Origin of the sequence: Nostoc sp. (genome assembly GCF_036917515.1) — a bacterium.
Classification (GTDB): domain Bacteria; phylum Cyanobacteriota; class Cyanobacteriia; order Cyanobacteriales; family Nostocaceae; genus Nostoc.
In genome coordinates this window covers 1-26,262 of record NZ_JBALDE010000233.1, presented here as the reverse complement: position 1 = coordinate 26,262, position 26,262 = coordinate 1, and the positions used below count along the sequence as shown (strand labels likewise).

Annotated in this window: 16 protein-coding genes and 2 pseudogenes; 6 read left to right on the top strand and 12 right to left on the bottom strand. The window is 42.0% G+C overall.

Annotation, left to right across the window (positions count from 1 at the left end; genetic code table 11):
• Positions 1-51 precede the first annotated feature (51 nt).
• Together V7K89_RS30515 and V7K89_RS30510 are read right to left on the bottom strand one after the other, a co-directional pair.
• The gene (locus V7K89_RS30515) at positions 52-1,890 is read right to left on the bottom strand and encodes a peptidoglycan D,D-transpeptidase FtsI family protein (RefSeq protein WP_335194013.1); all 1,839 of its coding nucleotides are present in this window, start codon (positions 1,888-1,890) and stop codon (positions 52-54) included.
• A gap of 20 nt (positions 1,891-1,910) precedes the next feature.
• Entirely contained in the window at positions 1,911-2,591 is a 681-nt protein-coding gene (locus V7K89_RS30510; protein WP_335194011.1) for a hypothetical protein, read from the bottom strand.
• A 502-nt stretch (positions 2,592-3,093) separates the two neighbouring features.
• Between V7K89_RS30510 and V7K89_RS30505 the strand changes: the two genes are divergently transcribed.
• From V7K89_RS30505 to V7K89_RS30480, 6 genes are all read left to right on the top strand, one after another.
• Positions 3,094-3,303, top strand: coding sequence for a hypothetical protein (locus V7K89_RS30505; RefSeq protein ID WP_335194009.1), 210 nt, complete (start codon positions 3,094-3,096; stop codon positions 3,301-3,303).
• A gap of 506 nt (positions 3,304-3,809) precedes the next feature.
• A complete protein-coding gene (locus V7K89_RS30500; RefSeq protein WP_335194041.1) occupies positions 3,810-4,142 on the top strand; it encodes a hypothetical protein in 333 nt (110 codons plus the stop codon).
• 40 nt (positions 4,143-4,182) lie between these two features.
• Entirely contained in the window at positions 4,183-4,419 is a 237-nt protein-coding gene (locus V7K89_RS30495; RefSeq protein WP_335194007.1) for a hypothetical protein, read from the top strand.
• Between the two features lie 94 nt (positions 4,420-4,513).
• Positions 4,514-6,805 carry a 1,4-alpha-glucan branching enzyme gene (glgB, locus tag V7K89_RS30490; RefSeq protein ID WP_335194005.1) on the top strand — a complete coding sequence of 764 codons (2,292 nt, stop codon included), beginning with the start codon at positions 4,514-4,516 and terminating at the stop codon, positions 6,803-6,805.
• A 617-nt stretch (positions 6,806-7,422) separates the two neighbouring features.
• Positions 7,423-9,459: an NAD-dependent DNA ligase LigA gene (gene ligA / locus V7K89_RS30485; protein ID WP_335194003.1), complete on the top strand. Its 2,037-nt coding sequence runs from the start codon at positions 7,423-7,425 to the stop codon at positions 9,457-9,459.
• A 501-nt stretch (positions 9,460-9,960) separates the two neighbouring features.
• Entirely contained in the window at positions 9,961-12,108 is a 2,148-nt protein-coding gene (locus V7K89_RS30480; protein ID WP_335194001.1) for a hypothetical protein, read from the top strand.
• A gap of 197 nt (positions 12,109-12,305) precedes the next feature.
• Here V7K89_RS30480 and V7K89_RS30475 read toward each other — a convergent pair.
• The 10 genes and pseudogenes from V7K89_RS30475 to V7K89_RS30430 form a co-directional block, all read right to left on the bottom strand.
• Positions 12,306-12,967 (bottom strand): annotated as a pseudogene (locus V7K89_RS30475) (hypothetical protein); the annotation flags it as partial.
• 106 nt (positions 12,968-13,073) lie between these two features.
• On the bottom strand, positions 13,074-17,366 hold the full coding sequence (locus V7K89_RS30470) for an ATP-binding protein (RefSeq protein ID WP_335193999.1): 4,293 nt from the start codon (positions 17,364-17,366) through the stop codon (positions 13,074-13,076).
• A gap of 639 nt (positions 17,367-18,005) precedes the next feature.
• Entirely contained in the window at positions 18,006-18,224 is a 219-nt protein-coding gene (locus tag V7K89_RS30465) for a hypothetical protein (protein ID WP_335193997.1), read from the bottom strand.
• A complete protein-coding gene (locus tag V7K89_RS30460) occupies positions 18,196-18,381 on the bottom strand; it encodes an EF-hand domain-containing protein (RefSeq protein WP_335194039.1) in 186 nt (61 codons plus the stop codon). The genes V7K89_RS30465 and V7K89_RS30460 overlap by 29 nt, the downstream gene beginning before the upstream one ends.
• Before the next feature lie 78 nt (positions 18,382-18,459).
• Positions 18,460-18,672, bottom strand: a complete 213-nt coding sequence (locus V7K89_RS30455; protein ID WP_335193996.1) for a hypothetical protein — start codon at positions 18,670-18,672, stop codon at positions 18,460-18,462.
• Between the two features lie 394 nt (positions 18,673-19,066).
• Positions 19,067-20,149, bottom strand: a complete 1,083-nt coding sequence (locus V7K89_RS30450) for a toll/interleukin-1 receptor domain-containing protein (RefSeq protein ID WP_335193994.1) — start codon at positions 20,147-20,149, stop codon at positions 19,067-19,069.
• A gap of 113 nt (positions 20,150-20,262) precedes the next feature.
• Positions 20,263-20,733, bottom strand: coding sequence for a toll/interleukin-1 receptor domain-containing protein (locus tag V7K89_RS30445; protein ID WP_335193992.1), 471 nt, complete (start codon positions 20,731-20,733; stop codon positions 20,263-20,265).
• Positions 20,734-20,907: 174 nt separating this feature from the next.
• A complete protein-coding gene (gene rtcA, locus V7K89_RS30440; protein ID WP_335193990.1) occupies positions 20,908-21,954 on the bottom strand; it encodes an RNA 3'-terminal phosphate cyclase in 1,047 nt (348 codons plus the stop codon).
• A gap of 314 nt (positions 21,955-22,268) precedes the next feature.
• Positions 22,269-25,154, bottom strand: a complete 2,886-nt coding sequence (locus V7K89_RS30435; protein WP_335193988.1) for a tetratricopeptide repeat protein — start codon at positions 25,152-25,154, stop codon at positions 22,269-22,271.
• 687 nt (positions 25,155-25,841) lie between these two features.
• Positions 25,842-26,171 (bottom strand): annotated as a pseudogene (locus tag V7K89_RS30430) (hypothetical protein); the annotation flags it as partial.
• Positions 26,172-26,262 lie beyond the last annotated feature (91 nt).

Here is a 26,262-nt window from a genome sequence, read left to right as displayed (position 1 = left end):
ATGGGGATTGGGGAATAGTTCTGCCCCTGGAGCCCCTCTCCTCCCCAAACCCTACGGCACTTGCGTTCGTTGCTCAATTGCCTTACTAGGTGGAATCTCCTCAAGAGGAATCAGTGCTTCGATTACTGACTTCACAATTGGCGCGGCGACAGTAGAACCATAGGCACTTTCTCCTTTTGGCTCATCCACCAGTGCAAACACTACATAGCGAGGAGATTCCACGGGTAAAATAGCCACGAAACTGGTCATTCTCGCACCCTTGATGTAGCCGCCATTGGGACTAGCTTTTTGGGCTGTACCAGTTTTACCAGCAATTCGATATCCCGGAATTTGTGCAGGCTTCCCGCTGCCTTCAGTAACAACAGTTTCCATCATTTCCACAACCTTTTGAGTTGTTGCGGTTGAGAAAATTTGGCGGGGGATGGTGCGAGGGGGTGAGTCATGCATCTGCCCTTTGCTATCAATCAACCCCCGAACTACATGGGGTGTAACTAATTTACCGCCATTAGCTAAAGCACCGTGCATTTGCACTAGCTGTAACGGTGTCATGGAAAAGCCTTGCCCAAAGGAAGTAGTAGCTGGTTCAATCGGGGAAGCAATAAATTCTTCTTGACTTTTGAGCCGTCCCCCGACTTCAAAAGGTAAATCTGTATCAACTTTTTGTCCTAGTCCCAATCGTTCTAACCAGTTGTAGTAGATTGAAGGCTTTAAACGTTGGATGATTTGCACCATGCCAATATTGCTGGAATACTGCAAAATTTGAGCGATACTGATTCGCCCATTACGATTATTCATCGCATTTTTAATGGTATAATTAGCGACTCGAATCGAACCGGAGTCATTAAACATATCATCTGGTTTGATGATGCCATTTTCTAGAGCGATCGCTACATTCAAAGGCTTAAAAGTAGATCCCGGTTCATAAAGATCCGCTACTGTCCAGTTTTTAAATAGTGAAATATTAGCTTTAGCGTATTCATTAGGATTATAAGTAGGCTGAGAAACGAGGGCGAGTAAGGAACCATCCAATGCATCCATGACAATTACTGCCCCACGTTTAGCATCAAACTTATCCATCTGTTGTTTGAGCGCAACACGGGCAATTCGTTGCAAACGGCTATCGATAGTAAGTTGTAATCGCAAATCGTCAAAATGCAAAAAACCTTCGGGCGCACGATCGGGCATCAGGGCCCCATTCCCCGACCGACTGAGCCGTACCGTTTGCACAGGACGTTCTAGCAACTTTTCTTGAGAGTATTCCACACCAGCTTGACCGCGACGGTCAACATTCACATAGCCCACCACATCGGCAACCAAATCGTCTGGCGGATAAAATCGGGAGTATTTTTGAATCCACTCCAGGCCATTTAAGCGCAAAGAGATGACGCGATCGATAATTTCTTCTGGTAAGGCTGGCGCAAGGATAATTCCACTTCTTTTGCTTTCAAAAGTTTTCACCAATTCAGCAGTATCTTTTGCCAAAATTGGGGCAAGTCGCTTTGCGATCTCTTCATTAGACTTATCAAACAGCTTGGGATGAGCGTATAAAGTATATACAGGACGATCAATCGCCAATAGATCGCTATTGCGATCTACCACCGGGCGACGGGGCATAAAAGGTCGCAAACTCACCATTTGCTGGTTGCGCGCCTGCTCAGTTAACTTTGGGCCCTTGACAATTTGTAGATTATACAAGTTAATAGCCAATCCCAACCCTGATACCATTAATACGCCCCAGACAATGAACAGTCGGGACTTAGTATTGGATATTTGGTCTTGCACATTAAAGGCTAATTTTCCCAAAAGCCCTCGTTTATTACCCTTGTGTCGCCCTATGAATCCTGGATTCTGAAACTTTCTGAATTTTGTTTTTTTTAGTGACTTCTGCATTGGGTTCTGACGAATTACGATTAGTATCCCAGTGGCGAGAGTGTTTGCGGGTGCGTTTCAGAATTTGGCGTTGTGTTAGGCGATGCTGGCTTAGGACTCTGAGATGCTGGAGGCAAGAAAATCACCCCTTCAGGAGTTGGCGATACTAGCCCTGCTGTTGGTTGTTCTGCTTCATTAGCCATTTTATTTTTCAGCGTCGCGTTAGTTGTTGTTAGCAGCCGTTCATGACGTTGAAGGCTTTGCAGTCTGCGATATGACTGACCCCAAAGCTCTTGAGAATATACTGTCCAAGCATAAACAGCAAGTGTCGATGCTACTAACAAGAATGCCAAAACTGACGAATAACGATGAAAGGTGTACAAGCGCAGCAACCACAAAGGTGTGGCTCCAGAATTAGGCATTGTGGGAAGGCCAAGAAAACCTTCCCCCAGAGTCTTTTGGTTCGCATTCAACTGCTTATTGAGATTTGGTAATTGTTGTCTGCCCAACTCTTTCACCGATTTGGCTATAACTGCCTCATTTGTGGGAGAAACCACTAAATTTTTCGATAAACGCTGTTGTCTTTGAGAGGATACTGGTGTAGAAGCGCTCCGTGCTGCTAACTCCATACGCGCAGAGCGTCGCCTCCCTAAAGAAAGGATAGAATCTCGCCAGAACCAATTACCCCTTGTAGAAACAGTAGATTTACGAGCAATTACCATAAATTTTTAAATTTTTTGAGATGGAAAATACTGCACTTTCGATTGATTGTCTTGATTGTCTGTTTTTGTTAAGGTTAAAATAACCTCCAGTGCAACAAGCACACATAACAGACTATACCCTTTTAACTTTTGTCATAGGTAGCTGTATCAATGTTTGCATCCTCTAAATATGCAATGTTTGCAATCAGCGATTAGAAACTGGACAGATTACCCTTTAGGTATCGCACCTAAAGTATGGCAACGTCGGGTAGCCAGATGCAATACTCTGTGAAAAAAATAAAATTTTTTGCTATGATAGCTCCGTTTGTTAAATAAATTGGTAATTTTCGTTTCGCTCCTGAGTTAAGAGAAACTAATCAGGATACGTAATTCCAAAAACAATACCCCAAAGGATTGTTTTTTTTAACTATGTAATCTCGCAGAATTTAAAAAAAGCAATAAATACGGTATCGTATTCAACAGGTGAAAAATTGTTCTAACCACAATTGGTGAAAGAGGAGTTATGAAAACAAAAATCTTTGGTTTTGCTTTAATGTTAAGTCTGGCTGCAATTCTTGGGGCTTGTGAAGGTGGTGGTGGTGAAGGTGGTGGTACAGCTACTCCAGCTGCTACAGGTGAACCAACTGATGCACCTGCTAAGTCTACTCCTGCCACGACTCCCGCAGCGACTCCAGCAACTCCCGCAACCACTCCCGCAGCTACTCCTAAGTAAGGCATCTTAAACTTTAGTTTAAATCACGCCCAGAACTACTTAGTGACAGCGTTCCTCACTACATAGCTCGAAATATTTAGGTTCGCAAAAAAACTACATTTTTATGTTGGTTTATCTGAGCCTAAAGTTTGCTCAAATATCAACTAAGTAGAGCAGGAAGGAGAGGACACTGGTAAAGAGGGTTACGTCCTTTACCAAGTGTCCACTGTAATTCTCGCCCGATCAAACCTTGTTCCCAGTCCAAGGAAGTTGAGTGAGTCTAAACTATTTTGTAGACAAGATACTTCCTTCGCTCGTTTGGCATTTTAAATTGCTTATACTACTGAGTTTTGAGAGGGCAAAACAATTTATCGCGATCGCTGGCAATTGCTCTTGAGCGTTCCTGTAGTCTATTCCGTATCTGGAAAGACCTGGTAATCGCCCTTGATATTGCCAGATTTTTATTGGGAAAATTTGGGCATGAGAAAAACAGATTTTCATCCTGCGTTATGAACGTAGTTCAGGAGATGAGGAGAGTTAAAACGATAAAGTATATAAAATTACTGAGTTTAATTGTAAGTACTGTAACTTTAGTTTTCTTAAGTAGCTATTGGAGATCGGCAGCAATAGCATTACCGCCACCAGAGGATACCCCAGAAGAAATATTACGGACAAAGATTATTATAGAAGCGCGATCGCCTATTAATGGAAAATCCCTAACAGCTGCCGAGTATGTCCAATTGCAAGCCCAACTGCAAGAAATCCCGCCACCAAAGCTAGACCCCAAAATTCGAGAACAGATTTTCTTGCTTCGCTTACGTAAAACACTATTGCAGTTTTTCCCATTTTTAAATTTTTGATAAATTCGTTATTAGTCATTTATCATTCATCCTCTGCCCAATGACGCCACTTGCTCCACTTGGGGAGACCCCAAGCCCCTTCGGGTTCGGCAGTCCCCCAGACGCTTGTTCGCTCTTAGCGTCTCCCCTTCTCCCAAAGGGAGAGGCTAACGCCAAGGGAGAAGACTCGCTAACGCTGCGCTATCGACGGGAACCACCAAGACGGGGGCTGCCTCACCGCAGTGGCTCCCCCATGCCCAATACCCAATGCCCAATACCCAATTCTGATGTAGGATAACGGTGGCGACAAAATTGCAAATAAATGTAAAGAATATATATAGATATTAAAAAAGTAGATTTAGTCAATCACGTTATTTCACTTAGGTAGCTTCATGTCCATGACCACGATCGCCCCTGAACAGGTTAACAGCATCGTTTGGAATCAGCATAACGATCCCTTTGAAATACTAGGTTCTCATCCCATAGAGCAAGACGGCAAAACTGTCTGGGCTGTGCGGGCCTACCTACCAAATGCAAGTGCAGCATGGGTCGTTCTTCCTGAACAACGCAAAGAATACCCAATGCAAACGGTGCATCATCCTCACTTTTTTGAATGCACCATTGAAACTACCGAACTGGCAAACTACCAGTTACGGATTAAAGAAGGAGAACATGAGCGTGTCATCTATGACCCTTACGCTTTCCGTTCTCCCCGCTTGACAGACTTTGACTTGCATTTGTTTAGTGAAGGTAACCATCACCGGATATATGAAAAACTGGGAGCGCACCCCACGGAAATAGGCGGCGTTAAGGGCGTTTATTTTGCTGTTTGGGCACCCAACGCTCGTAATGTTTCATTGTTGGGAAATTTTAATTTCTGGGATGGGCGTAAACATCAGATGCGTAAAGGCCGCACTGGAATTTGGGAATTATTTATTCCTGAAATCGGTGTGGGAGAGCATTACAAATATGAAATCAAAAATTTTGAAGGACACATTTACGAAAAATCTGATCCCTACGGTTTCCAGCAAGAACTTCGCCCGAAAACGGCATCCATTGTCACTGATTTAGATACTTATAGTTGGAGTGATGAAAGCTGGATGGAAAAGCGGCGTCACACTGACCCCCTAACTCAGCCAGTTTCAGTTTACGAAGTGCATTTAGGCTCTTGGTTACACGCTTCGAGTGCAGAACCAGCTAAACTTCCCAATGGTGAAACTGAACCAGTAGTTGTCGTTTCTGGACTAAAGCCGGGCGCACGCTTCCTTACCTACCGAGAACTAGCTGACCGACTCATTCCTTATGTTAAAGAATTAGGATATACCCACATAGAAATGCTGCCTATTGCGGAGCATCCCTTTGATGGTTCTTGGGGTTATCAAGTAACTGGTTACTATGCCCCTACCTCGCGTTTTGGCAGACCCGAAGATTTGATGTATTTTATTGACAAATGTCACGAAAATGATATAGGGGTAATTGTAGATTGGGTTCCTGGTCACTTCCCCAAAGATGGACATGGTTTAGCTTTCTTTGATGGTAGCCACCTATACGAACACGCTGACCCCCGCAAAGGCGAACATAAAGGATGGGGTACCTTAGTGTTCAATTACGGTCGCCATGAAGTTAGTAATTTCTTAGCAGCAAATGCTCTCTTCTGGTTTGACAAGTACCACATTGACGGGGTTCGTGTCGATGCTGTTGCCTCGATGCTTTATAACGACTATTGCCGCGAACCAGGAGAATGGCTGCCCAATCAGTACGGTGGTAGAGAAAACCTAGAAGCAGCAGATTTTCTACGTCAGGTAAATCACATTATCTTTAGCTATTTCCCTGGTGTTCTCTCAATAGCTGAAGAATCCACTTCTTGGCCAATGGTATCCTGGCCCACCTATACAGGCGGACTGGGTTTTAACTTGAAGTGGGATATGGGCTGGATGCACGATATGCTGGATTACTTCAGCATGGATCCTTGGTTTCGCCAGTTCCACCAAAACAATATCACCTTTAGTATGTGGTACAACCACAGTGAGAACTTCATGCTGGCCTTGTCCCACGATGAAGTCGTGCATGGCAAGAGCAATATCATCGGTAAAATACCAGGGGATACATGGCAAAAGCTAGCTAGTGTGCGTTGTTTATTTACCTATATGTTTGCTCACCCAGGCAAGAAAACCATGTTTATGAGCATGGAGTTTGGGCAGTGGAGTGAGTGGAATGATTGGACAGATTTGGAGTGGCATTTATTGCAGCATGAAGCCCACCAACAGTTAAAAATGTTTTTCCACGATTTGAACCATCTCTACCGTTCTGAACCAGTTTTGTACACCCAGGATTTTGCCCAACCGGGGTTTGAGTGGATTGACTGTAGCGATAACCGCCATAGTGTAGTTGCCTTCATGCGTCGTGACAAGGATTCTGATGATTTTGCGATCGTTGTTTGCAATTTTACACCACAACCCCATTCTCACTACCGTATCGGTGTACCGCAAAAGGGATTTTATACTGAGTTGTTTAATAGTGATGCCCGTAAGTATGGCGGTAGCAATATGGGCAACTTAGGTGGTAAATGGACGGATGAGTGGTCTTTGCAGAGTCATCCTTATTCACTGGATTTATGTTTACCACCTTTGGGTGTGTTGATTCTCAAGTTGGATAAGAAAAAGACTGCTGAGGTAATCGGATAACAGTAAAGGGTGGGTGATGCCCCACCCTACACTTAAGAAATCGCCTATTTACAGCTAATAAACCCAGTTCTCTAAGTAGAACAACGTAAATATTTGTAATTAAAACGAGGCAAAAGGCAGGATACAATAGAGTTTTAGCTTTCTTTATCTTTATTAAGATAGTTGTGTTTTTTCCACCGACTTACTTAATAAACTCTGGTGAAATTAAATATGCGTTATTCATAACCAATGTAGAGACGTAGCAGTGCTACGTCTCTACATTGTTTTTCACAATTTCTCAACTAGCGATCGCTCTGCATTTATCCGTGGAATTATACTTAGCACTCAGGAAAAGCGCACCACTAAAGGCTGACAGTAGCTAGTTGCTAAGTAATAGTAAATCCATCTGTAGATAGATGTACTTTGTATGATATTTGACTTAAATTCACTTTCCACAATTCCTTTTATTCTAATCAGACAAAGTTTCGTGCCATTATCGCCCGATTCAAGTACTGAGTAGCGAAAGATTTGGTAAAACTTATTTAGCTTTGGATATGGCTCAAAAGCCAAAAAAAATTTTGTATAGTACAAATGTATGATTTGTTAGCCCTAATTCTAGATATTTTATAATAATTCTAATGACACAGATTAAGCCGGAAGTAAAGCGTACAGAAGAATTGCGCCAGTTATTGCAACAAGCAAGCTTCGCTTATTATGTCCTAGATGCTCCAATCATGGAGGATGCAATCTATGACCAGCTATATCGAGAATTGCAACAACTGGAAACTCAATATCCAGAATTGACAGCACCCGATAGTCCGACTCAGCGTGTGGGTGAGAGGCCCGCAACGCAGTTTACCTCGGTACGGCACAATATCCCCCTGTATAGTCTGGAGAATGCATTCAATATTCATGAGTTGCAAGGATGGGATCAGCGTTGGCGGCGACAAGTACCGAAAATAGATTCAGTAGAATATGTCACTGAACTTAAAATTGATGGTTCTGCTTTGGCTCTTACCTACCAAGATGGCATTCTAGTTAGAGGGACAACTAGAGGTGATGGGGTGACAGGTGAAGATATCACCCAAAATGTGCGGACAATTCGCTCAATTCCCTTACGTTTGAATTTTGAAGGGTTAGAAATTCTAGAAAGGGTGGAAGTGCGAGGTGAAGCGTTTTTGCCCTTGGAAGTATTTAAACAAATCAACGAGGAAAGGCAAAAAGCAAGCGAGCAATTATTTGCCAATCCCCGCAATGCCGCAGCTGGTACACTTAGGCAACTAGACTCCCGCATTGTCGCTAAACGCCGATTAGATTTCTTTGGCTACACGCTGCACATTCCTGGTAGAGATGACACCAGTATTGCTAATACACAATGGGAAGCGTTGGAGTTGTTGGAAAAGATGGGTTTTCGAGTCAACCCTAACCACAAATTATGTGCTTCGATCGCAGAAGTGGCAAAATATTATGAATACTGGGATACGGAACGGCTGAATTTACCCTACATGACTGATGGGGTTGTGGTAAAGTTGAATTCTTTTAAACTTCAGGAACAGCTTGGGTTTACGCAGAAATTTCCCCGGTGGGCAGTAGCCTTAAAGTATCCAGCCGAAGAAGCACCTACCCGTGTGGAAAATATTGCTGTGAATGTGGGACGAACGGGGGCGTTAACGCCATTAGCCGAGATGCGCCCGGTGCTACTGGCGGGAACAACAGTTTCTCGCGCCACTTTACATAATAGCGATCGCATTACTCAATTAGATATCCGCGTTGGCGATACTGTGATTGTCCGCAAAGCTGGAGAAATCATTCCAGAAGTGCTGAGGGTAATCAAAGAACTCCGTCCTGCTGACACCGAACCCTTTGTTATGCCTACTCATTGCCCAGTCTGCGATCAACTGGTGGTGCGAGAATCAGGTGAGGCGGTGACTCGGTGCGTCAATGCTTCCTGCGCGGCGATTCTCAAAGGTTCCATCGAACATTGGGTAAGTCGTGATGCCTTGGATATTAAAGGTATGGGCGAAAAATTGGTATATCAACTTGTTGATAAAGGTTTGGTGCATTCCGTTGCTGATTTATATGAGTTGACAGCAGAGAAATTATGTGAATTGGAAAGGATGGGGAAAAAGTCGGCAGAGAAATTAATCGATGCGATCACTCAATCAAAAAATCAATCTTGGTCAAGGGTATTGTATGGTTTAGGCATCCGTCACGTTGGCAGTGTGAATGCTCAATTGTTGACTCAGAAATATTTCACTGTAGACCAGTTAGCTACGGCAAAGCAATCAGATATTGAAGGCATTTACGGTATTGGTGCTGAGATTGCCCAATCAGTATATCAATGGTTTCGGATTGACGCTAACCAAAAGTTGATAGAACGCTTACAAGCAGAAGGATTGCAATTAACTGCCCTAGAGGAAACAAAAATAGTTGAGGATGGTAATCATAAGTTCGCAGGTAAAACTTTTGTAATTACGGGAACATTGCCAACCTTAAAGCGAGATGAAGCAAAGGCTTTGATTCAACAAGCCGGAGGAAAAGTGACTGATTCAGTGAGTAAAAAAACAGATTATTTAGTGTTAGGAGAAGATGCTGGTTCCAAGTTAGAAAAAGCAGTTTCTTTGGGAATTATCCAGTTAAGTGAGGCGCAGTTGTTAGAGATGGTTGAAGGTTGAAAGAAGGTAAATGCCTGGAAAGCTACATATTTAGCGAATGAATCCAGGCGACCAGACCCGATTAATTAGCTCGACATGACCGCTACAACCCGGATTATTTTGTTTGCTGAAAAAATCTGCTTATGCTTTATATCTTTTAGATAGGATCACTACATACAGCAGTTTGCAAGTAAGTGAGGTATAAAATGTAAGACTCAATATTAGATATAAAGAGTTTCTACTCCTGCCTCAAAACCCGTAACTTTGTACTTCATGCAGAAAACTGCTGTATTTACCATTACTTAACACTTAACTAAATATAACTTCATAATAACTTTTGCGGAATTTTGATATTCTCTTCTGGATCAAACTCTATTGGCTTATATCTTGCTCCTCTACTATTAACTGTTATTAAGAAAAGTAAAACATCTTTTGACTCACATTAATCTGAAAGCTAGGTGCAAGATATAAGCCAATATGAACAAAAACAATTAACCTTCTGTATATTTACAGAAATTTGTCATGAACAAAAGACAACAGGTTTTTAACGGTATTGTTTTGTGGTTGGGACTAGCATTCCTGATTTTAATGCTACAAAATTTCTACAGTGTATTGCAATATATTTTCTTTTTGCGAGTACCTATAATTGTTGGTTTATTGCTGTTATTCTTACCAACAATTTCGGTGAATACTGGTTTATCAGCAATGTTGAAAAACTTATTTGTACTTCGCGCTAATAATCAGTTGGTTTTAGTTATTGGAGGTGCAGTCTTAGCAGGACTGGCTACGATACAAGTTTTCGATATTATCTTATATAATTCCCATCTTCGTTTTGATGTACCTCAGCAGCAAGGAATTCCAGAATTTCTCCAATATTTAATCGCTATTATCTTAAGTCTTCCGATTGCCATAAAAGCGATTCAGCTTTCTAAAAAAGAAATAGAAGAAGCAGATCGTAGCTGGGAAGGTTGGGGAATTATATTTGGCATTATTGCAGGAGCTTTATTGCTAATAACCAATTACTTTAACAAGCATTTTTTTGAATCTAATCAGTTTTTAAAACAGGTTTTATTGAAAATAAGTTATTTTTTCCCAGAAAGAATACAAAGGGGTTATGTAGATGTAAATGGTAATTTATCTTACGGAATTGCTGCAATAACAGTATTTTCACTTTTTCTATTAATTGTTTATGGGTTAGGTTATTTTATCTTGAAACCTCGCCCAATTAGTAATAGATTTGAAGCTCCTGCTCTTTTTTATATTACTCTCATTTTATCAGTTATTGTAGTATGGATAGGAGGAATTTCTTATTTTGTTGATGTGTCTCGTATTCCCACATTGCTATTATTTTTAGTAATTTCATCCGTTTCTTATGCTATTTTTCAAGTAGACCATTTTTACAAAATATACTCAAAAAATAATTGGCTAAAACCAACAAAAGAAAAGTGGATTAATGTTATCTCTCAACGTCTGATAAATCAACAAACTGAAGATAAAACTTTAGTAGTAGTTTGTGCTAGTGGTGGAGGTATTCAAGCATCTGGATGGACAGCTAAGGTTTTGACTGGTTTACAACAAGAACTTGGATCTAAATTTACCAAAGCTATTGGTTGGATAAGCTCAGTTTCTGGTGGTTCTGTCGGAACAATGTTTTATTTGGATAGATTTGGAGATCGGGGTTATCCAGAAGAAAATCAATTAAAACAGATTTTTCAAAGCGCTACAGAAGATAGTTTGGATGCTACAAGCTGGGGATTTGCTTATCCAGATTTGCTTCGTTTTATTGGTTTACCTTTTGTCTTACCAAAAGAGAAAGAAGAAGATACTACAACTGAGCAAGACCGTGGTACTGCTATTGAAATAGATTGGAAAGGGGAAATGAAAAATCCCAATGCAAGTTTAGGTAGCTGGAGCGATAAAATTGACCAAGGAATTATTCCTATTCCTATTTTTAATGCAACTTTAGTTGAAGATGGACGGCGTTTTTTAGTTAGTCCAATGACTTTTAGTCCACATAAGGATTGCAAATCTATAGATTTTAATACCCTTTATCCAGAATATGATATTGATGTGACGACAGCCGCTAGATTATCTGCCACTTTTCCTTATGTATCTCCTGTGTCTCGTCCTAGTCAAGACACTAGATGGAATTATCATATAGGTGATGGTGGTTACTTTGACAACTTTGGTATTGGTACTACTATAGAATTACTTGATCAGCTATTAGAATCTGAGCAATCTCACCAAATTAAAAAAGTTGTTTTAATCCAAATCAATGCTTTTCCTGATGATGAGAATCCTCAAAAAGAAAAAGGCGCTCCGGGATGGCAGATGGAAGTTATTGGTTCATTGCTCGCTTTATTAAATGTTCGTAGTGATACACAGAACGAAGGCAATACATTAAATATAGAACTTTTGATAGACAAGTATAAATGTGGCTACAAGCATGATGAACAGGAAAAAGTGCAGCAATTTTTGAAAGATAAATCTTGTCAAAAAGGAATAGAAATTATGTATATTCCTATTAAATTTCCTCGTGGTAAAATTAATCCTCCACTTTCTTGGCAGCTAACTCAAGAACAAAAAGAAGCTATTCAAAATGCATGGCAAGAGTGGAAAAAAACCAACTCCAATTATATTTCTGAACTAAAAAAGATATTCCCAGAGTGATGAGTATCCATTCAGATAACCAAATAGAATTTCTATAGCAATTCTATTTGATTTGTGAAAATTGCAATTTGTAGATCCCCGACTTCGTAAAAGTTGTCGGGGATATTGTTTCTCAGGGATGATTCAGGATTGTTATCGCAAACTAGTTGGTTTTGCACAATCAGATAATTATTGTAACGGCAATTTATGAATTGCTTCTACTTAAACGAGGGCAAGTTATTCGGATCAATACCCTGAGATTGTAAGTAAGCAATCAGTCGTTCTTTTTGCTGACGTTCTTGTTCACACGTTGGTGTTCTTGTTCAATCTGTTCTATAGCCCACGGTAACAAATTATCATCTCGATTCCACCAGCGCAACCAATAACCAGTTCGCGCTTCTTTTGTTCCTTGCCAAGTTCCCAAAAATAAACCCATTATATCAATCCAATAACGACCATTTTCGTCAGGTTGCTTTAACTCATAGCGTTTATTTTACAGTTGATAATATTCTAATAAACCGCTATAAAATTCAAAAATTATGTAGATGGTAATTTGTAAAATTTGCTCGTAGAAAAACCATTTTCTTGGTAGATACGTTCACTTTACCGAATATTCTCCACCGTCAGTATCGGATAAAAATTCAATAGCGATCGCCGGAATATCTCCTTCTAAATTGGGTGTATAACTTTTGCGGTTAGCCACCACTTCATTAACCGACGGCACATAAACCCAGTCTGGTGCTTTGGCAATAAATTGAGCGTTGACTGTCGCACAAAGACCAAAGTTTGAAGCTATCAACATCTGGGGTTGAATAAATCCACTGATTTCTAGGCTTTCACGCAAAGCACCAGCCAAAAGTGGCTGACCGGTATTCTCCACTGAGATAAAAAGAGTTTCTACCTCCTGCATCAAAACCAGTAACTTTGTACTTCATGCAAAAGAAATCTGAACTGCTGTATACAGTTTATGCACCGCAACTGAATACTCAGACATTCCTACTTCTACCAATTTGAGTTGCAATTGCTTTGACTAACTCATCTGGTTCGACGGGTTTGGACAGATGCTTTTGAAACCCTGATTCAAGCGCTTGTTGCTGATTGATTTCTCCAGCATAAGCAGTTAAGGCGATCGCCGGAATTTGTTTCGCTTGGTTTGACTGCAATGCTCTAACTTGGCGCATCAACATATAGCCATCTATCTCTGGCATCCCAATATCACTGAGGAGCATATCAAGTTCTGACTCTGCCAAAATTTGCAATGCTTCTTTTGCTGATGTCACTGCTGTCACCTTTGCTCCAGCCTGTTCTAGTACAAATGTGTGGAAGTCACGGGTATCATTGTCATCATCTACAACTAAGATTTGGATGCCTGCAAGGATTTCAGTCCCAGCAGAAGGATTTAATGCCGCAATATCGATGTGTTGTTTTGGAGTTAAATCTTTTTTAATTAGCGGTAGCTTGACTTTAAAAGTAGCTCCTTGCCCTTCACCTAAACTTTCTGCCCAAATTGTGCCGCCATGTAATTCTACCAAATGACGAACAATTGCTAACCCTAACCCCAAGCCACCAAATTTTCGGGTTATTGTACTGTCAGCCTGACGAAAATATTCAAATACATAAGGCAGAAAGTCCGGGCTGATTCCCTTACCTGTGTCACTGACGGTAATCTGAGCTTGAGTGTCAACGCGCTGTAATTGAATATAAATCTTTCCTCCTTCAGGAGTGAATTTAACAGCATTCGATAAGAGATTCCAGATAACTTGTTGTAAACGACCAGAATCACCCAAAACTTCCCCAAAAGAAGTATCCAGCATCGTCTGAATTTGAATATTTTTAGCTTCTGCTGCCAAACGCACTGTTTCCAATCCTCCCTCAATCACAAATACTAGGTTGACAGGAAACATCTTTAGGTCGAGCTTACCTTGTAAGATCCGAGAGACATCGAGCAAATCTTCAATTAGTTGAGCTTGTAATTTAGCATTCCGCTCGATAGTTGCGATCGCTTTCTTCAGCGCTGTTGGTTCAAACTCACGAGTCTGCAAGAGTCTTGCCCAACCAAGAATCGGATTGAGAGGCGATCGCAATTCATGGGAAAGCACCGCCAAAAACTCATCTTTAATTCGGTTAGCTCTTTCGGCTTCAGTTCTAGCAGCTTGCTCAAGTTCCAAGAGGCGATCACGTTCGGCTTCTGCGACTTTGCGTTCAGTAATGTCAATTACTGAGCCGATGTAACCTTTAAACTGACCGTCCACCCCAAACCACGGATTAGCGGCATCGATGCAAGAGCGATATTTACCGTCTTTGCGCCGCAAGCGGTACTCCAAACGGAAGGCCGAGTAACTCCTATTAGCTTCCAGAAAAACATTCCTGGCGTCATTGTAGTCTTCTGGATGCACAGCATTTAACCAGCCAAATCCCAAACTTATTTCCTCGCTCTGACCTGTAAAATCGTACCAGCTTTGACTAAGATAGGTGCAGTAGCCATTGGTGTCTGTTACCCAAACCATAAAGGGGGCATTGTCAGCCATGTTACGGAACTTTTCTTCGCTTTCCCGAAGTGCTTTTTCTGCCTGTTTGCGATCGCTGATGTCTGTAACAAAGATGCTTACTCCTTCTGCAAAGGGGTAGATGCGATTTTCAAACCAGCGTTGCCAAGCTGGATAAAAGTATTCAAACTGAACAACGGTGTGTTGTGCAATCGCCCGATGCACCTGGGTATCAAACTCGCTTTTAACCACATCGGGAAACACTTCCCAAACAATTTTACCTAGCAACTCTTCCTTTGGGATGCCAACAACTTCTGCTACTTGATCGTTGACAAAGATATAACGCCACTCTCGATCCAACACAAAGAACTGGTCTTGGATGCCAGCGATCACAGTCTCTAGGTGTGCTTTTGCTACCTCAGCTTCAATTCGCAGTCCTTGCTCGCGTTCCATTGCCTCATGGCGGAGACGAGCCATTTTTAGGGCTGCTTCTACCCGCGCCAACAATTCACGGGCAGAGAACGGTTTAATCAGATAATCATCGGCTCCCGCTTCTAACCCTTCCACCCGTGCCTCTTCCCCCGCCCGTGCCGACAACAGGATGATGGGAACTTTTTGCGTCTGCGGATCGGCTCGTAATGCTTGCAGCAGTCCAAAGCCATCTAATCCAGGCATCATAACATCTGTCAGTACCAAATCTGGGACACGTCCACGAGCAGAATCTAAAGCAGCTAAACCGTCCGGCACTGATTCCACTTCATACTGCTGACTTAATAATCGCTTGACATAATCGCGCATATCTGCATTGTCATCAGCCAAGAGAATCCGAGGAGAGGAAGGTGACAGGTAAGATTCCTCGCTATTCCCTGTTCTCTGCATACTTGCGGCAAACTGTGCCCTTAGGTAAACAGGAGACAGGTAAGATTCCTCGCTATTCCCTGTTTCCTGTTCTCTATTCCCTTCTTCCGGTAGCCACCGCAGGGCTTCTTCCAGATAGGGTGTTGCCCCTAATGCAGTTGAAGCTAAAGTTCGCGGGGCACTAATCCGGTCTGGAGGCAAATGAGCATATCCTGTTGGAATTGACACAGTAAAGCAACTGCCTACTCCGAGAAGACTGGTAACATCAACTCTTCCACCATGCATTTGCACCAATTCTTGCACCAGTGATAATCCAATTCCTGATCCTTCAAAAGTGCGTCCTTGCGCCCCTTTAACGCGGTGGAATCGTTCAAAAAGGTGGGGAATTTCTTCTGCTGGGATACCGATGCCTGTGTCTTTGACTGCAAACTCAATATGGTCATTTGACCACTGCAAACTGACCGTAATTTTTCCAGCCATTGTGAACTTGAAGGCATTCGAGAGCAGGTTGAGAACAATTTTTTCCCACATCTGGTGATCTACATACACTGGTGCTGGCAGGGAAGGACAATTAACTAATAACTGCATCCCTGCGCGTTCTATCGCTGAACGAAATACACTAGCTAGTTCTGCGGTGAAGGTGGCAAGGTTGGTGGGTTCATAAGATGCTTCAACCCTTCCGGCTTCAATGCGTGAAAAATCTAGTAAGCTGTTGACCAGTTTCAGCAGCCGAAGTCCGTTGCGTTGCACCATTTCTAGCTGCTCTCGTTCTTTCGCTGGAAGCAGAATAGCACAAGTGGTTAAAGTGTCCTCTAATGGCCCCAACATTAAAGTAAGTGGGGTACGGAACTCATGGCTGACGTTGCTGAAAAAGACGGTTTTCGCGCGATCAATTTCTGCCAAGGCTTCAGCACGTTTACGTTCTTCCTCGTAAGCTTGAGCGTTAGCAATGCTGGCTGCAATTTGAGCCGCAACTAAATCAATGAATCCTTTATAATTGTCGTCGAATAGCCTGAAGGGGTTCAAACCAGCGATTAATATACCAGCTTTTCCGGTTTGACCAGATGGGGCAATGGGTACTGCGATCGCTTGATGGGGGGATCGCTGCCAAACACCACAAGGTAGATTACTAAAAGACACTTCCAAATCGGAAATTAATTTTGGCCGATGCGTTTTGATCACTTCTGCAAAGGGCCAAACCCCATCAGCATCGAGAGCCACTGTTTCTGGAACTGCTACATGGTTTTGCCCAATACGGCAGGTTCCAGCCAGAAAAACTTCCTGCTTATCTGGATCGACCAAATAAATCATTGCGAAAGGGAGATCGTAAGGATTGCTCTCCAGACAACTCGCACTCAGCGTACAGGCTTGATCGAATGTCCGCGCGTCTGCTGTCCTTGCCGCGAGTTCGCGCAAAAGTGCCAACTGACGCTCACTGATAATCCGCTGCGTGTCCTCTATGTTAGCGCAGATGATCCCACCTGTGTCGCCCTGGTCATTAGGAACTGGGCTATATGAAAAAGTATAATAGGTTTCCTCTGGGTAGCCGTTGCGCTCCATAATTAGCAGCAGGGCTTCGTCGTAAGTGCCTTCATTCTTCAGCATCGCTGATTCGGCTCGAGGCGCAACCTGATCCCATATTTCCCGCCACACGTATGAAGCTGGTTGCCCAAGTGCTTCTGGATGTTTGCCGCCTACAATAAGCTTGTAGGCGTCATTGTAAAGGTTAATCAGTTCCTCGCCCCACCAAACAAACATGGGTTGACGGCAAGTTAGCATAATCCGCACGGCAGTCTTCAAACTCTGTGGCCACTGCTGTGTTGGGCCAAGGGATGTTTTTGACCAATCGTATTCTCGCATCCTGGCACCCATTTCACCGCCACCGATAAGGAAATTTACGTCGGCGTTGCTTGCTAACGTTGACTCGTTGTTCATTAATTTCTCTCGATTGGTCATGTGTTGGTTACAGGCTACATCGGTGGTTGTCTGGTAAGAAAAATCCTCTATAAATTAGACCTTTACGCTTCTAAACATTCATTTTAGAGGATATTCAAAGGCATATACACAGTGTGAGATGCCAACTCTGCTGTGACTTTTCAAAGCATTGAAACTGTCTTTTGAGGCAAGTTTCTATTTTTGCTATTTTATTGTCTCCTTTATATCATCGATATTTCAAGCTACCAAGGGCGATTCTCATTAGGCTATTTTCTGGAAGTCGCTAGCCACAAGTGTTTGGTAGGCTGTAGGTCAAGCAAACGGGTTTGAATGGGTCGCGTTATAATTTCCCTCCTTACGAAACTTTGAAGGAGGAAAATTATAGCATTCTAAGTATTTAAATCGTTTCTGTAAACATACTGGTTCAGGCAAACTCTTCTTCTTCAGGGGTACCGATTTAACCACTGCATCTAGGATGAGGTAGCAATCCTCGGATACTATATTTAATGCTTTGTACAGTGCGATCGCTTGTTTGATAAACTCCACAAAATCAGTAATTCTGTATGGCAAGTTTTTTACTCGCAAGTGAGTTTCGTGATTTGCAGAGAAACTTTCACGGAAGCTGCGGTAGGCTGCTCCTTAAATCAAACGAAACAGACCAATCTGCATTTGTAAGGGAGACGTACCGCTTTTTTTCTGATTTGGTGAGTTTAGGTGTTGTACTAACTGTTCTCTTAGCTGTGCTAACTCTGGAGTTGTTGCTTCTTGTATCGGTTGGGTGGTAGCTGCTGCTGTCTCATTGGAAGTAGCATCTGTCTTGAGCGAACTGTTAACGGGAAAACGGTGAGTATTGATCACCAGTTTTGCTTTCTGACTCCTCCGGTACTAGCTGACAAAATTCCTCAAAGTCAATTGAGCCATCGCCATCATGATCTACTTCTTGCAACATCTCATTCAATTCAGCGTCTGTCAGCCCAAACTGACTCATGACTGTCCGCAACTCAACAGCAGTAATTTGACCGCTACCGTTCTCATTAAAGGCGCTGAAGGCAAACTTGAGGCGGCTTTGGCGGATCGCCTACTTTCGCGATCATCAGCGTTTTAAATTCTTTAAAATCGATAGTGCCTGACAAGTCAACGGTCTATCGACAAAGCTCAAAGGTTCATTGACAAAGTTCAAAGGTTCATCCACAAAGCTTAGAGGTTTATCTAGAGCATAATTTACTAGATGCAAAAGTCCAATACCCGATTGGGCATAACCACAGCCAACAACAAATATCTCTGTGTCTAATGCCCGATGCCCCATGCCCAATTCCCAGTCCCTTGTATTTGCGATCGCAAACTGACTTAACTTAAATATATACCTTTAGCAGAGGTAAATTCAAAGGCTATGTTTGATATTTAATTAAGTAGTAAGTATCAAGAACAACTGAACTCAGTTTTCATCCTACTTGCGATCGCCTTGGAAATTTGTCATTTGCTTATTTTTACAAAAAATATGCCTTTATAAAATTGATTGCAAATGCCTCTAAATAAAGTATCAAAAGTTTTCTGTCTTTACTTATAAAAGCTCCTTTGCCTCATTTTTGCTCTTAGAAATGAGGCATTTCCTATGTTACTTTACATCCACGCGAAATTTTGTCAACAGCAATAGAGGTAAACTGTTAGTGCTAAAATATTATATTTAACCGATGTTATTACTATTTGTTACAAAGTGAGTTACATTTGCGAACTTGCGCTTTCACTCTAATGTAAGGCGAATTTTTGACAATCTTTGATAAACGCTCTATTTTCAAGATAACTAGCTTTTCTCCTTTTTTAAATTTAACGATTGTTTTTCCAGATAAAGATTTTTCCTTTATTAGATTGACCTCATGTCTAACAGTTACGATTGTTCCTGGTGATGGAATGACAGGTGGCTCAATACTAGGAACTTGTTTAGGATTTGATGGTTGAAGAACTAGTTTTTGTCTAACAGGTAAACTACTTGAGGTTTTATTAACCATACCTATCCATATCCAGCCAGTAGGATTTACTGATTTTGTTAAGTTTTCAGTTGGTTTAGGTGCTAATAAAGAAATATTTAATATATTAAGCTTTTGATAAATGAAGCGTATAAATATACCAGCTACTATAAGGAAAATAGCTAGTCTCACAAGGATATTGCTAACTCTATTCCGGCGACGATACCTGGATGGTCTAAGCAAGTAAGAAAATATTACCGTTTCCACAGATATAAAAGCTTTTAGGACAAATTTTGCAACATATATCACGATTGCCCAAAGCAAATGCAGAAGTTTTTTAATAAAAAATGTAGAATCAGTAAGTTCTTCGGCTACTTCTCGAATACCTGTAGCAATATTTGCAAAAGCTTTATCATAGGGGTTCCATTCAGTTATAGGTCTTCCATTCTTAGGTAAAACTTTGACCTTGGGGAATCTTTCCTTCCAATGATTATCGACTGGACTAAGCAGAATAGTAATAACACGAGATGTTTTAGCACTATGCTGTTCCATAGCTTGTTTTGCCAAAACATTCCAGTGGTAATTTGAAGCAATAAATTCTGAACTAATTAGCAATAAAATTATATCAGCCCTCTTTAAATTTGTATCAATCTCACTTTTCCAATCCTTTCCTGGGATGATCATTGTTCTATCCCAGGTAGTACTTATGCCCTCCCACTTCAAAGGACTGAGGTGATTCTCTAGTTTTTGCCGCATTTTTTTATCTTGATCAGAGTCAGAGCAGCAAAAAAAAATTTTGATAACCTTAGTAGCAGGCATTGACCTTAATACCTATTAATATAAAATAATTATTGCTTTCTTTTCATATCATTTTTTATTTAAATTTCTGATAATTTACTCAATCAGAATCATGAAGTTTACGCAGTTAATTGCTACGAATTTTCAATCAAGTCTTTTATCGCTATTCGAATACCTTGAGCAACACATAAAAATGCATCATTATGATTTCGCCATTTTTTAATAGGTTTAGCATCTTTGGGCAGGGCTTGAAGTCTGCCAAACGGTGCGCTTTCCCAATCAACAAAGTCGAGAATTATAGGAATAACTCTGGCTTCTTTAGTTTCATGCCGTTCCATTGCCTGTTTTACTTCGATATCCCAGCAATAATCTGAAGCGATAAAATTTGCACTTACAAGCAGCAAAATTATCTGAGATGAATTTAAGTGAGTGTCTATCTCATTCCGCCATTCTTTTCCTGCTCCAATTTTGCGATCATGCCATTCTGTAATCACTCCTTCCCGCCTTAAAAGAGCGAGGTGCTTTTCTAGTTTGTCACGAAGTTTTTCATCTTCATGAGCATAAGAATAAAACACTTCAATAGCTTGATCAGGTTGCAATGACATAAGTTGCTTTATAACTCGAATCTCTGAAAGTAGCTTTAAATCTTTATCAAAGTTGTCTGCTAAAACTTGCAGCTTTTATTTGAAGGTAGAAGGGATCACAAGATTGATTTAAATTTACAGAATAGTTCTTTATAAGACTCTACCATATAGCACTACTAAAGTAATAGCACTTGTTCATATATTCAAACTCTTTACCGACACTATTTTATCAGCTTCATCTACTGTTATTTGCGCCAGCCCAAACTGTTCAATTACTGCTGCATTTGTTGTCAAATGCCTACTCACTTCAGCCACTCGATACCGACTTTCTTGTGAAGCTAAAGCTGCTGGCAATAATAACTGATCTGCTAAATGTTCATCCACTGGTGCGCCGGTGTAATGAAACTCAAGCAGTTGCTGACAAGCAATCTCTGCAACTGTTTCTGCTGACAATCGCAAACGCCCAAACCCACCAAAGCCAGTTAAGCTATTTTGATACTCAGCAGTTAAAAAAATACCCGCCCCAGGAGCCACACCTTTTTCTCGCAAGGTCTGTACAGTAACTTTTAAATGGGCTGACCGTAACAAATTCTCGGCACGATTTGCCATCCGTTGCGGAATATGAGAAGGCAATTCCGTCACCACCGCTAGTCCTCGCACCTGTTGTAAATCGCCCCGTTCCAACAAGTCGATCCCACCGAGTTTACCACCGCCATTCACCTGTAACTCTACCTCTCCCCCACCTTGGGGATACCACCCCCAAGCGCCTAACTTGACTTGGGCTTCAACACCCATGCGTTGCAGTATGGGCAGATAAACTTGCTCAATGTACGTCGCTGTCGGGCTAAAGTTCACATGAGTTCCACCCTTTAGTGTCACCAGGGAATTGCCAGATGCTAGCGCCAAAGGTAAGAGAATTGTTTGAAGAACTAGAGCGATCGCACCCGCAGAACCACCTTGTTGTGCTTTACTAACATCAAAGGTATAAATTCCAGCTTGCACAGCACTACCTGGGATAAATTCCAGCAGCATTGAACCCAAAGCATCACCTCGTAGTTGGGCATTACAAATTCTTGCCGCCGCCCGAACTGCTGTTAAGTGTTGTGCTGCTAATCCTGGCTTTTTGCGTCCAGCGCGAATGCCTGTAATTCGTATGGGTTCACCGGTGATGGTGGCTAGACTTAAGGAAGTACGAAGAACTTGTCCGCCTCCCTCTCCGTAGGAACCGTCAATTTCAATCATGGGCGATTATTGGAATGTTGGATTTTGGGTTATCCCCACGGCTGTTAAAATCAAACCACAAATTATAAACGCCCAGCAACTAGCTTTTTGGAAGGAGGTTACACAAATATACAGAGAAATTTCTGATATGTGTTTCTATAGTTTGCTAATTTTGAATTTGGATAGGAGAGCAGAATTGCAGAGGCGATCGCCTTATATATGTATGCAATTGGGTTGAGCGATCGCCTACAGTTTCTCATGAGAAGGACAAAGTAGTAGCGTAGGCACAGCCCGCCGCAGGCATCGCTTTATATTTATAGTGGAGATTACATGACTTAAGTTAGAAAAGACTGCAATAGCTCTCGCATGGATGTAGCTTGCAGATGGTCAGGGAAGACAGTTAAAAAGTTATTTAGGTCTTGGATAGCTTCACGAATAGATTCTGAGGAAGCACCTTGAGATAAAACATGGCGATATGATCGCTCTGCTGGTTGATTATATTGAGCAGCTAAATAGTAAAGGGCTAAATTAAAGGCATTATTCCAGTTTTGGGGATCTTTTTCGTACTGCTGTTTAGCAAGCCTGATGGCAAGTGATAAATCAGCCCATGCTTTGTCTGGTTGGTTAAGGGCTAGGTAAGCTAAAGCGCGATTATACAATTTCCAATTACTGTCAGAATCTAAATCAATAGCGTAATTGAAATCTGCAAAAGCCTCATTATATAGTTTAAGCATTAGGTACGTTTGACCGCGATTTGTGACCGCAGAGGCAGATTTGGGGTCAAGTTCAATGGCGCGGTCAAAGTCTTGTAGAGCTTCGGTGTATTGCTTCATTAAGCGGTAAGTATCACCGCGAAGTGCGATCGCCCAGTCAAGCTTGGGGTCAAGTTCAATGGCGCGCTTAAAGTCTTGTAGGGCTTCGGTGTAACGCTTCATTAAGCGGTAAGTTTCACCGCGATTTGTGACCGCCCAGGCAGATTTGGGGTCAAGTTCAATGGCGCGGTCAAAGTCTTGTAGAGCTTGTGCGTAAAGCTCCATTGAGCGGTAAGTATCACCGCGAAGTGCGATCGCCCAGGCAAGCTTAGGGTCAACTTCGATGGCGCGGTCAAAGTTTTGTAGAGCTTCCGTGTAGTGCTTCATTAAGCGATAAGTTTCACCGCAACGTGCCATCGCCCAGGCAAATTTAGGGTTAAGTTCAATAGCGCGGTTAAAGTGTTGTAGAGCTTCCGTGTAACGCTCCATTGAGCGGTAAGTTAGACCGCGAAGTGCGATCGCCCAGACATATTTGGGGTCAAGTTCAATGGCGCAGTCAAAGTCTTGTAGAGCTTCCGTGTATAGCTTTATTCTACGGTAAGTTTCACCGCGTTCTACAATCGCCCAGACATATTTGGGGTCAAGTTCAATGGCACGGTCAAAGTCTTGTAGAGCTTCTGTGTATTGGTTAATTGAGCGGTAAGTTATACCGCGTTCTACGATCGCCCAGGCATATTTGGGGTCAAGTTCAATGGCGCGGTCAAAGTTTTGTAGAGCTTCTGTGTAACGCTCCATTGAGCGATAAGTTTCACCGCGCCAACCTAGAGCAATAGATTGCCATTGTATCTGAATGCTGGAATTCTGTAGGAGTGCGGTAAACATTTCAACCGTGACTTGATAACGGTCTTCTTTATAGGCTTTTAACCCACTAGCTAGTTGCTCACCCCAACGCTGAACTTCAGAGGAATCCGCATCTTTACCAGCCTGAAGCATCGTTTCTGCATATTGTTGGGCAAATTTGAGAAATTTGAGTTGATTTTTGAGTACAGCAAGAAATTCATTGAGAGCTACAGATAAATTCCTTTGCGGTGACTGACATAAGTTGTGGTATAACACGTTTAATGTGTAACTTTGCCAGCTAGGATCACGCTGTTTTTCCTCTTCGTCCAATTGCAGATCCTTCCGCAGGCTGTCATAATATTTTGCTAACTTACCGTGTATGTCAGCCCAACCTTGCGGCGATGAAAGGCGCTTGTGGCGTAACATTTGCGTTTTCACAACATCGTGATAAGCCCAGCCATCAGTACGTTCGTTGACAAAGGATGTTTCTTTGAGCCAAGTAAATAGCTCATCTGCTTCTTCTTCTCCTTTCAACTTAGCTATAACATCCCGATTCAAACACTGAGGAATGGCAGCATCGAGAGCAACTTGTCGCTGCTTAGGGTCATCAATCCATTTTAAAAAGCGTTCTACAGCACTGCTGCTAGGCTCAACTACTTGGTTAGGGTCATTGGGATGAGCATCTGCTAACATTCCTACCAGCAGGGGTAAATTTCCAGAAAGACGTAAAATCACTTCAAGAACCCGACTGTTAGTAATGCCTTTGCGAGTTAGATATTGTTGGGCTTCTTCTTCTGTAAAGGGTTCCAGAGGGAAACGAACTATTAACCCCTCGTAAGGTGCCCAATGATTTTTATTTAATTCCTGCCGACCAGCAATGGTTATCAATATATTGAGAGATACTTCACCGTGGCGACCCTCCAAAATTTCTCGTAGCCAGTTATCTAAGAATTCCCCGGTGCGTTCATAAGTATCAAAAAACAAAACAACAGCAGTTTTATCAGCAATTTTAAAAATATCTTGCAAAAATAGCGGGGTTAGGACTTCTACAGGTTCTTGAACTAATAGCACTTCATCTTTATTTGTGATTTTCTTTGCAACATAAGATGCCCATTCTCCGGCTTGGGTAGCTAAAGCATCCTCATCTACAAAGTCAAAGACAGCACCGCCAACGGGAACTCGACGCGCCAGACGCACACCAGTTTTAACTACAGTTTTGCCTAAAAAAGCCGAAAAGCCTTGAGGAGTTTCTGGATCGGTTTCTAATTCTTGGCGCTTTTGACGGTAAACTTTGTAGCGTTCAGTAAACTGCGTCAGTTTGTGACCTTGCCGTTCTAACTCCTCAGCTAGACGACCCATGACTTCTGGTATAGTTTTTTCAGCTTCATCGATGTAAGCCGAAATGATTTTTGCTTCATCACCAATTTTGCGAAACTGCCGCAATAGAGTACTTTTACCAACCCCGCCTTGACCCCAAACGTTAAACAAAAAACGACGGCGATCGTCTTCTGGGGGTAATGTTAGATTTTGGCGAAATTGGTTTACTTGGTCTTCACGACCCACAAAACCTGATTGCTGGCGCTGCTTAAGAATATCTTGTAGACTCTTGGGCTTGTTTTGCGGGTTCATGACCAGATTGAATTTTGAGGTGCTAATGCTTACAGAATAACTACTAAATACTCCGGCTGTATTTCGGAATTTACTAAATGTTATTTAGGTAATTTTTACGTGTAACCTTGATTTCAGCTCGATGTAGACCTTCTGAGGCTCGACGTTGACCTTCAGAAGCTCAATGTTGACCTTCTGAAGCTCAATGTTGACTTTCTGAAGCTCAATGTAGACCTTCTGAAGCTCAATGTAGACCTTCTGAGGCTCGATGTTGACCTTCTGAGGCTCGATGTTGACCTTCTGAGGCTCGATGTTGACCTTCTGAGGCTCGACGTTGACCTTCTGAGGCTCGATGTTGACCTTCTGAGGCTCGACGTTGACCTTCTGAGGCTGAAAAATACCCTGGCGACTTAGTGCTTCTCGGTGGAGTCTAATATAGATCTAACCCCCAGCCCCTTCCCTACAAGGGAAGGGGAGTAAGATTCAAAGCCTCTCCCCTTGTAGGAGGGAGGTTTGGCGAGAGGTCAAAGTGTATTTTAGATAAACGAAATGCGCTATAAAAATCGCAGCTATATAGACAAAACCCGCCTGTGCGGGTTTCAAAAATCTTTAGATTCAAGACGCGAAAAAGGCATAACAATGTTATGCCCCTACAAAGAACGTGTATTGTACTTAATTAATAACTGCTGTAATCGCCTATTTCAGACTTTAGCTAACTGGGACTTCGGGTTGCTTTTTCTTAGAACGGCGGTAAAACCTGCGTCCCATCTCATCAATGACTGCATCTAAACCTGTGACATCACCGCTAGCTTTGGCATAGCTATAAACTGCTAATGCTGCTGCATACGCTTCACTAGCAGAGGCTATACAGGTATCATCCACCAATTCTTGCAGTTGGGTTAGAGACAAAAGTACTGGATACAATGTTTCAAATAGCGCCAAATCTCGGCGCATCTCTTCTAAATCAAAAGAACGGGGCAAAAAGTTAGGGTTTTGTGTCGCTACTTCTAAGGCTTTGCTGACAAAAGCCCGACTTTTATAGCAGTCGCCATCTTAGTTAGGACGTAGAATATATAGAGAAGTGATTGATTTCTGCATTCGTATGGCAAACCCTTACAGTTATGATCTA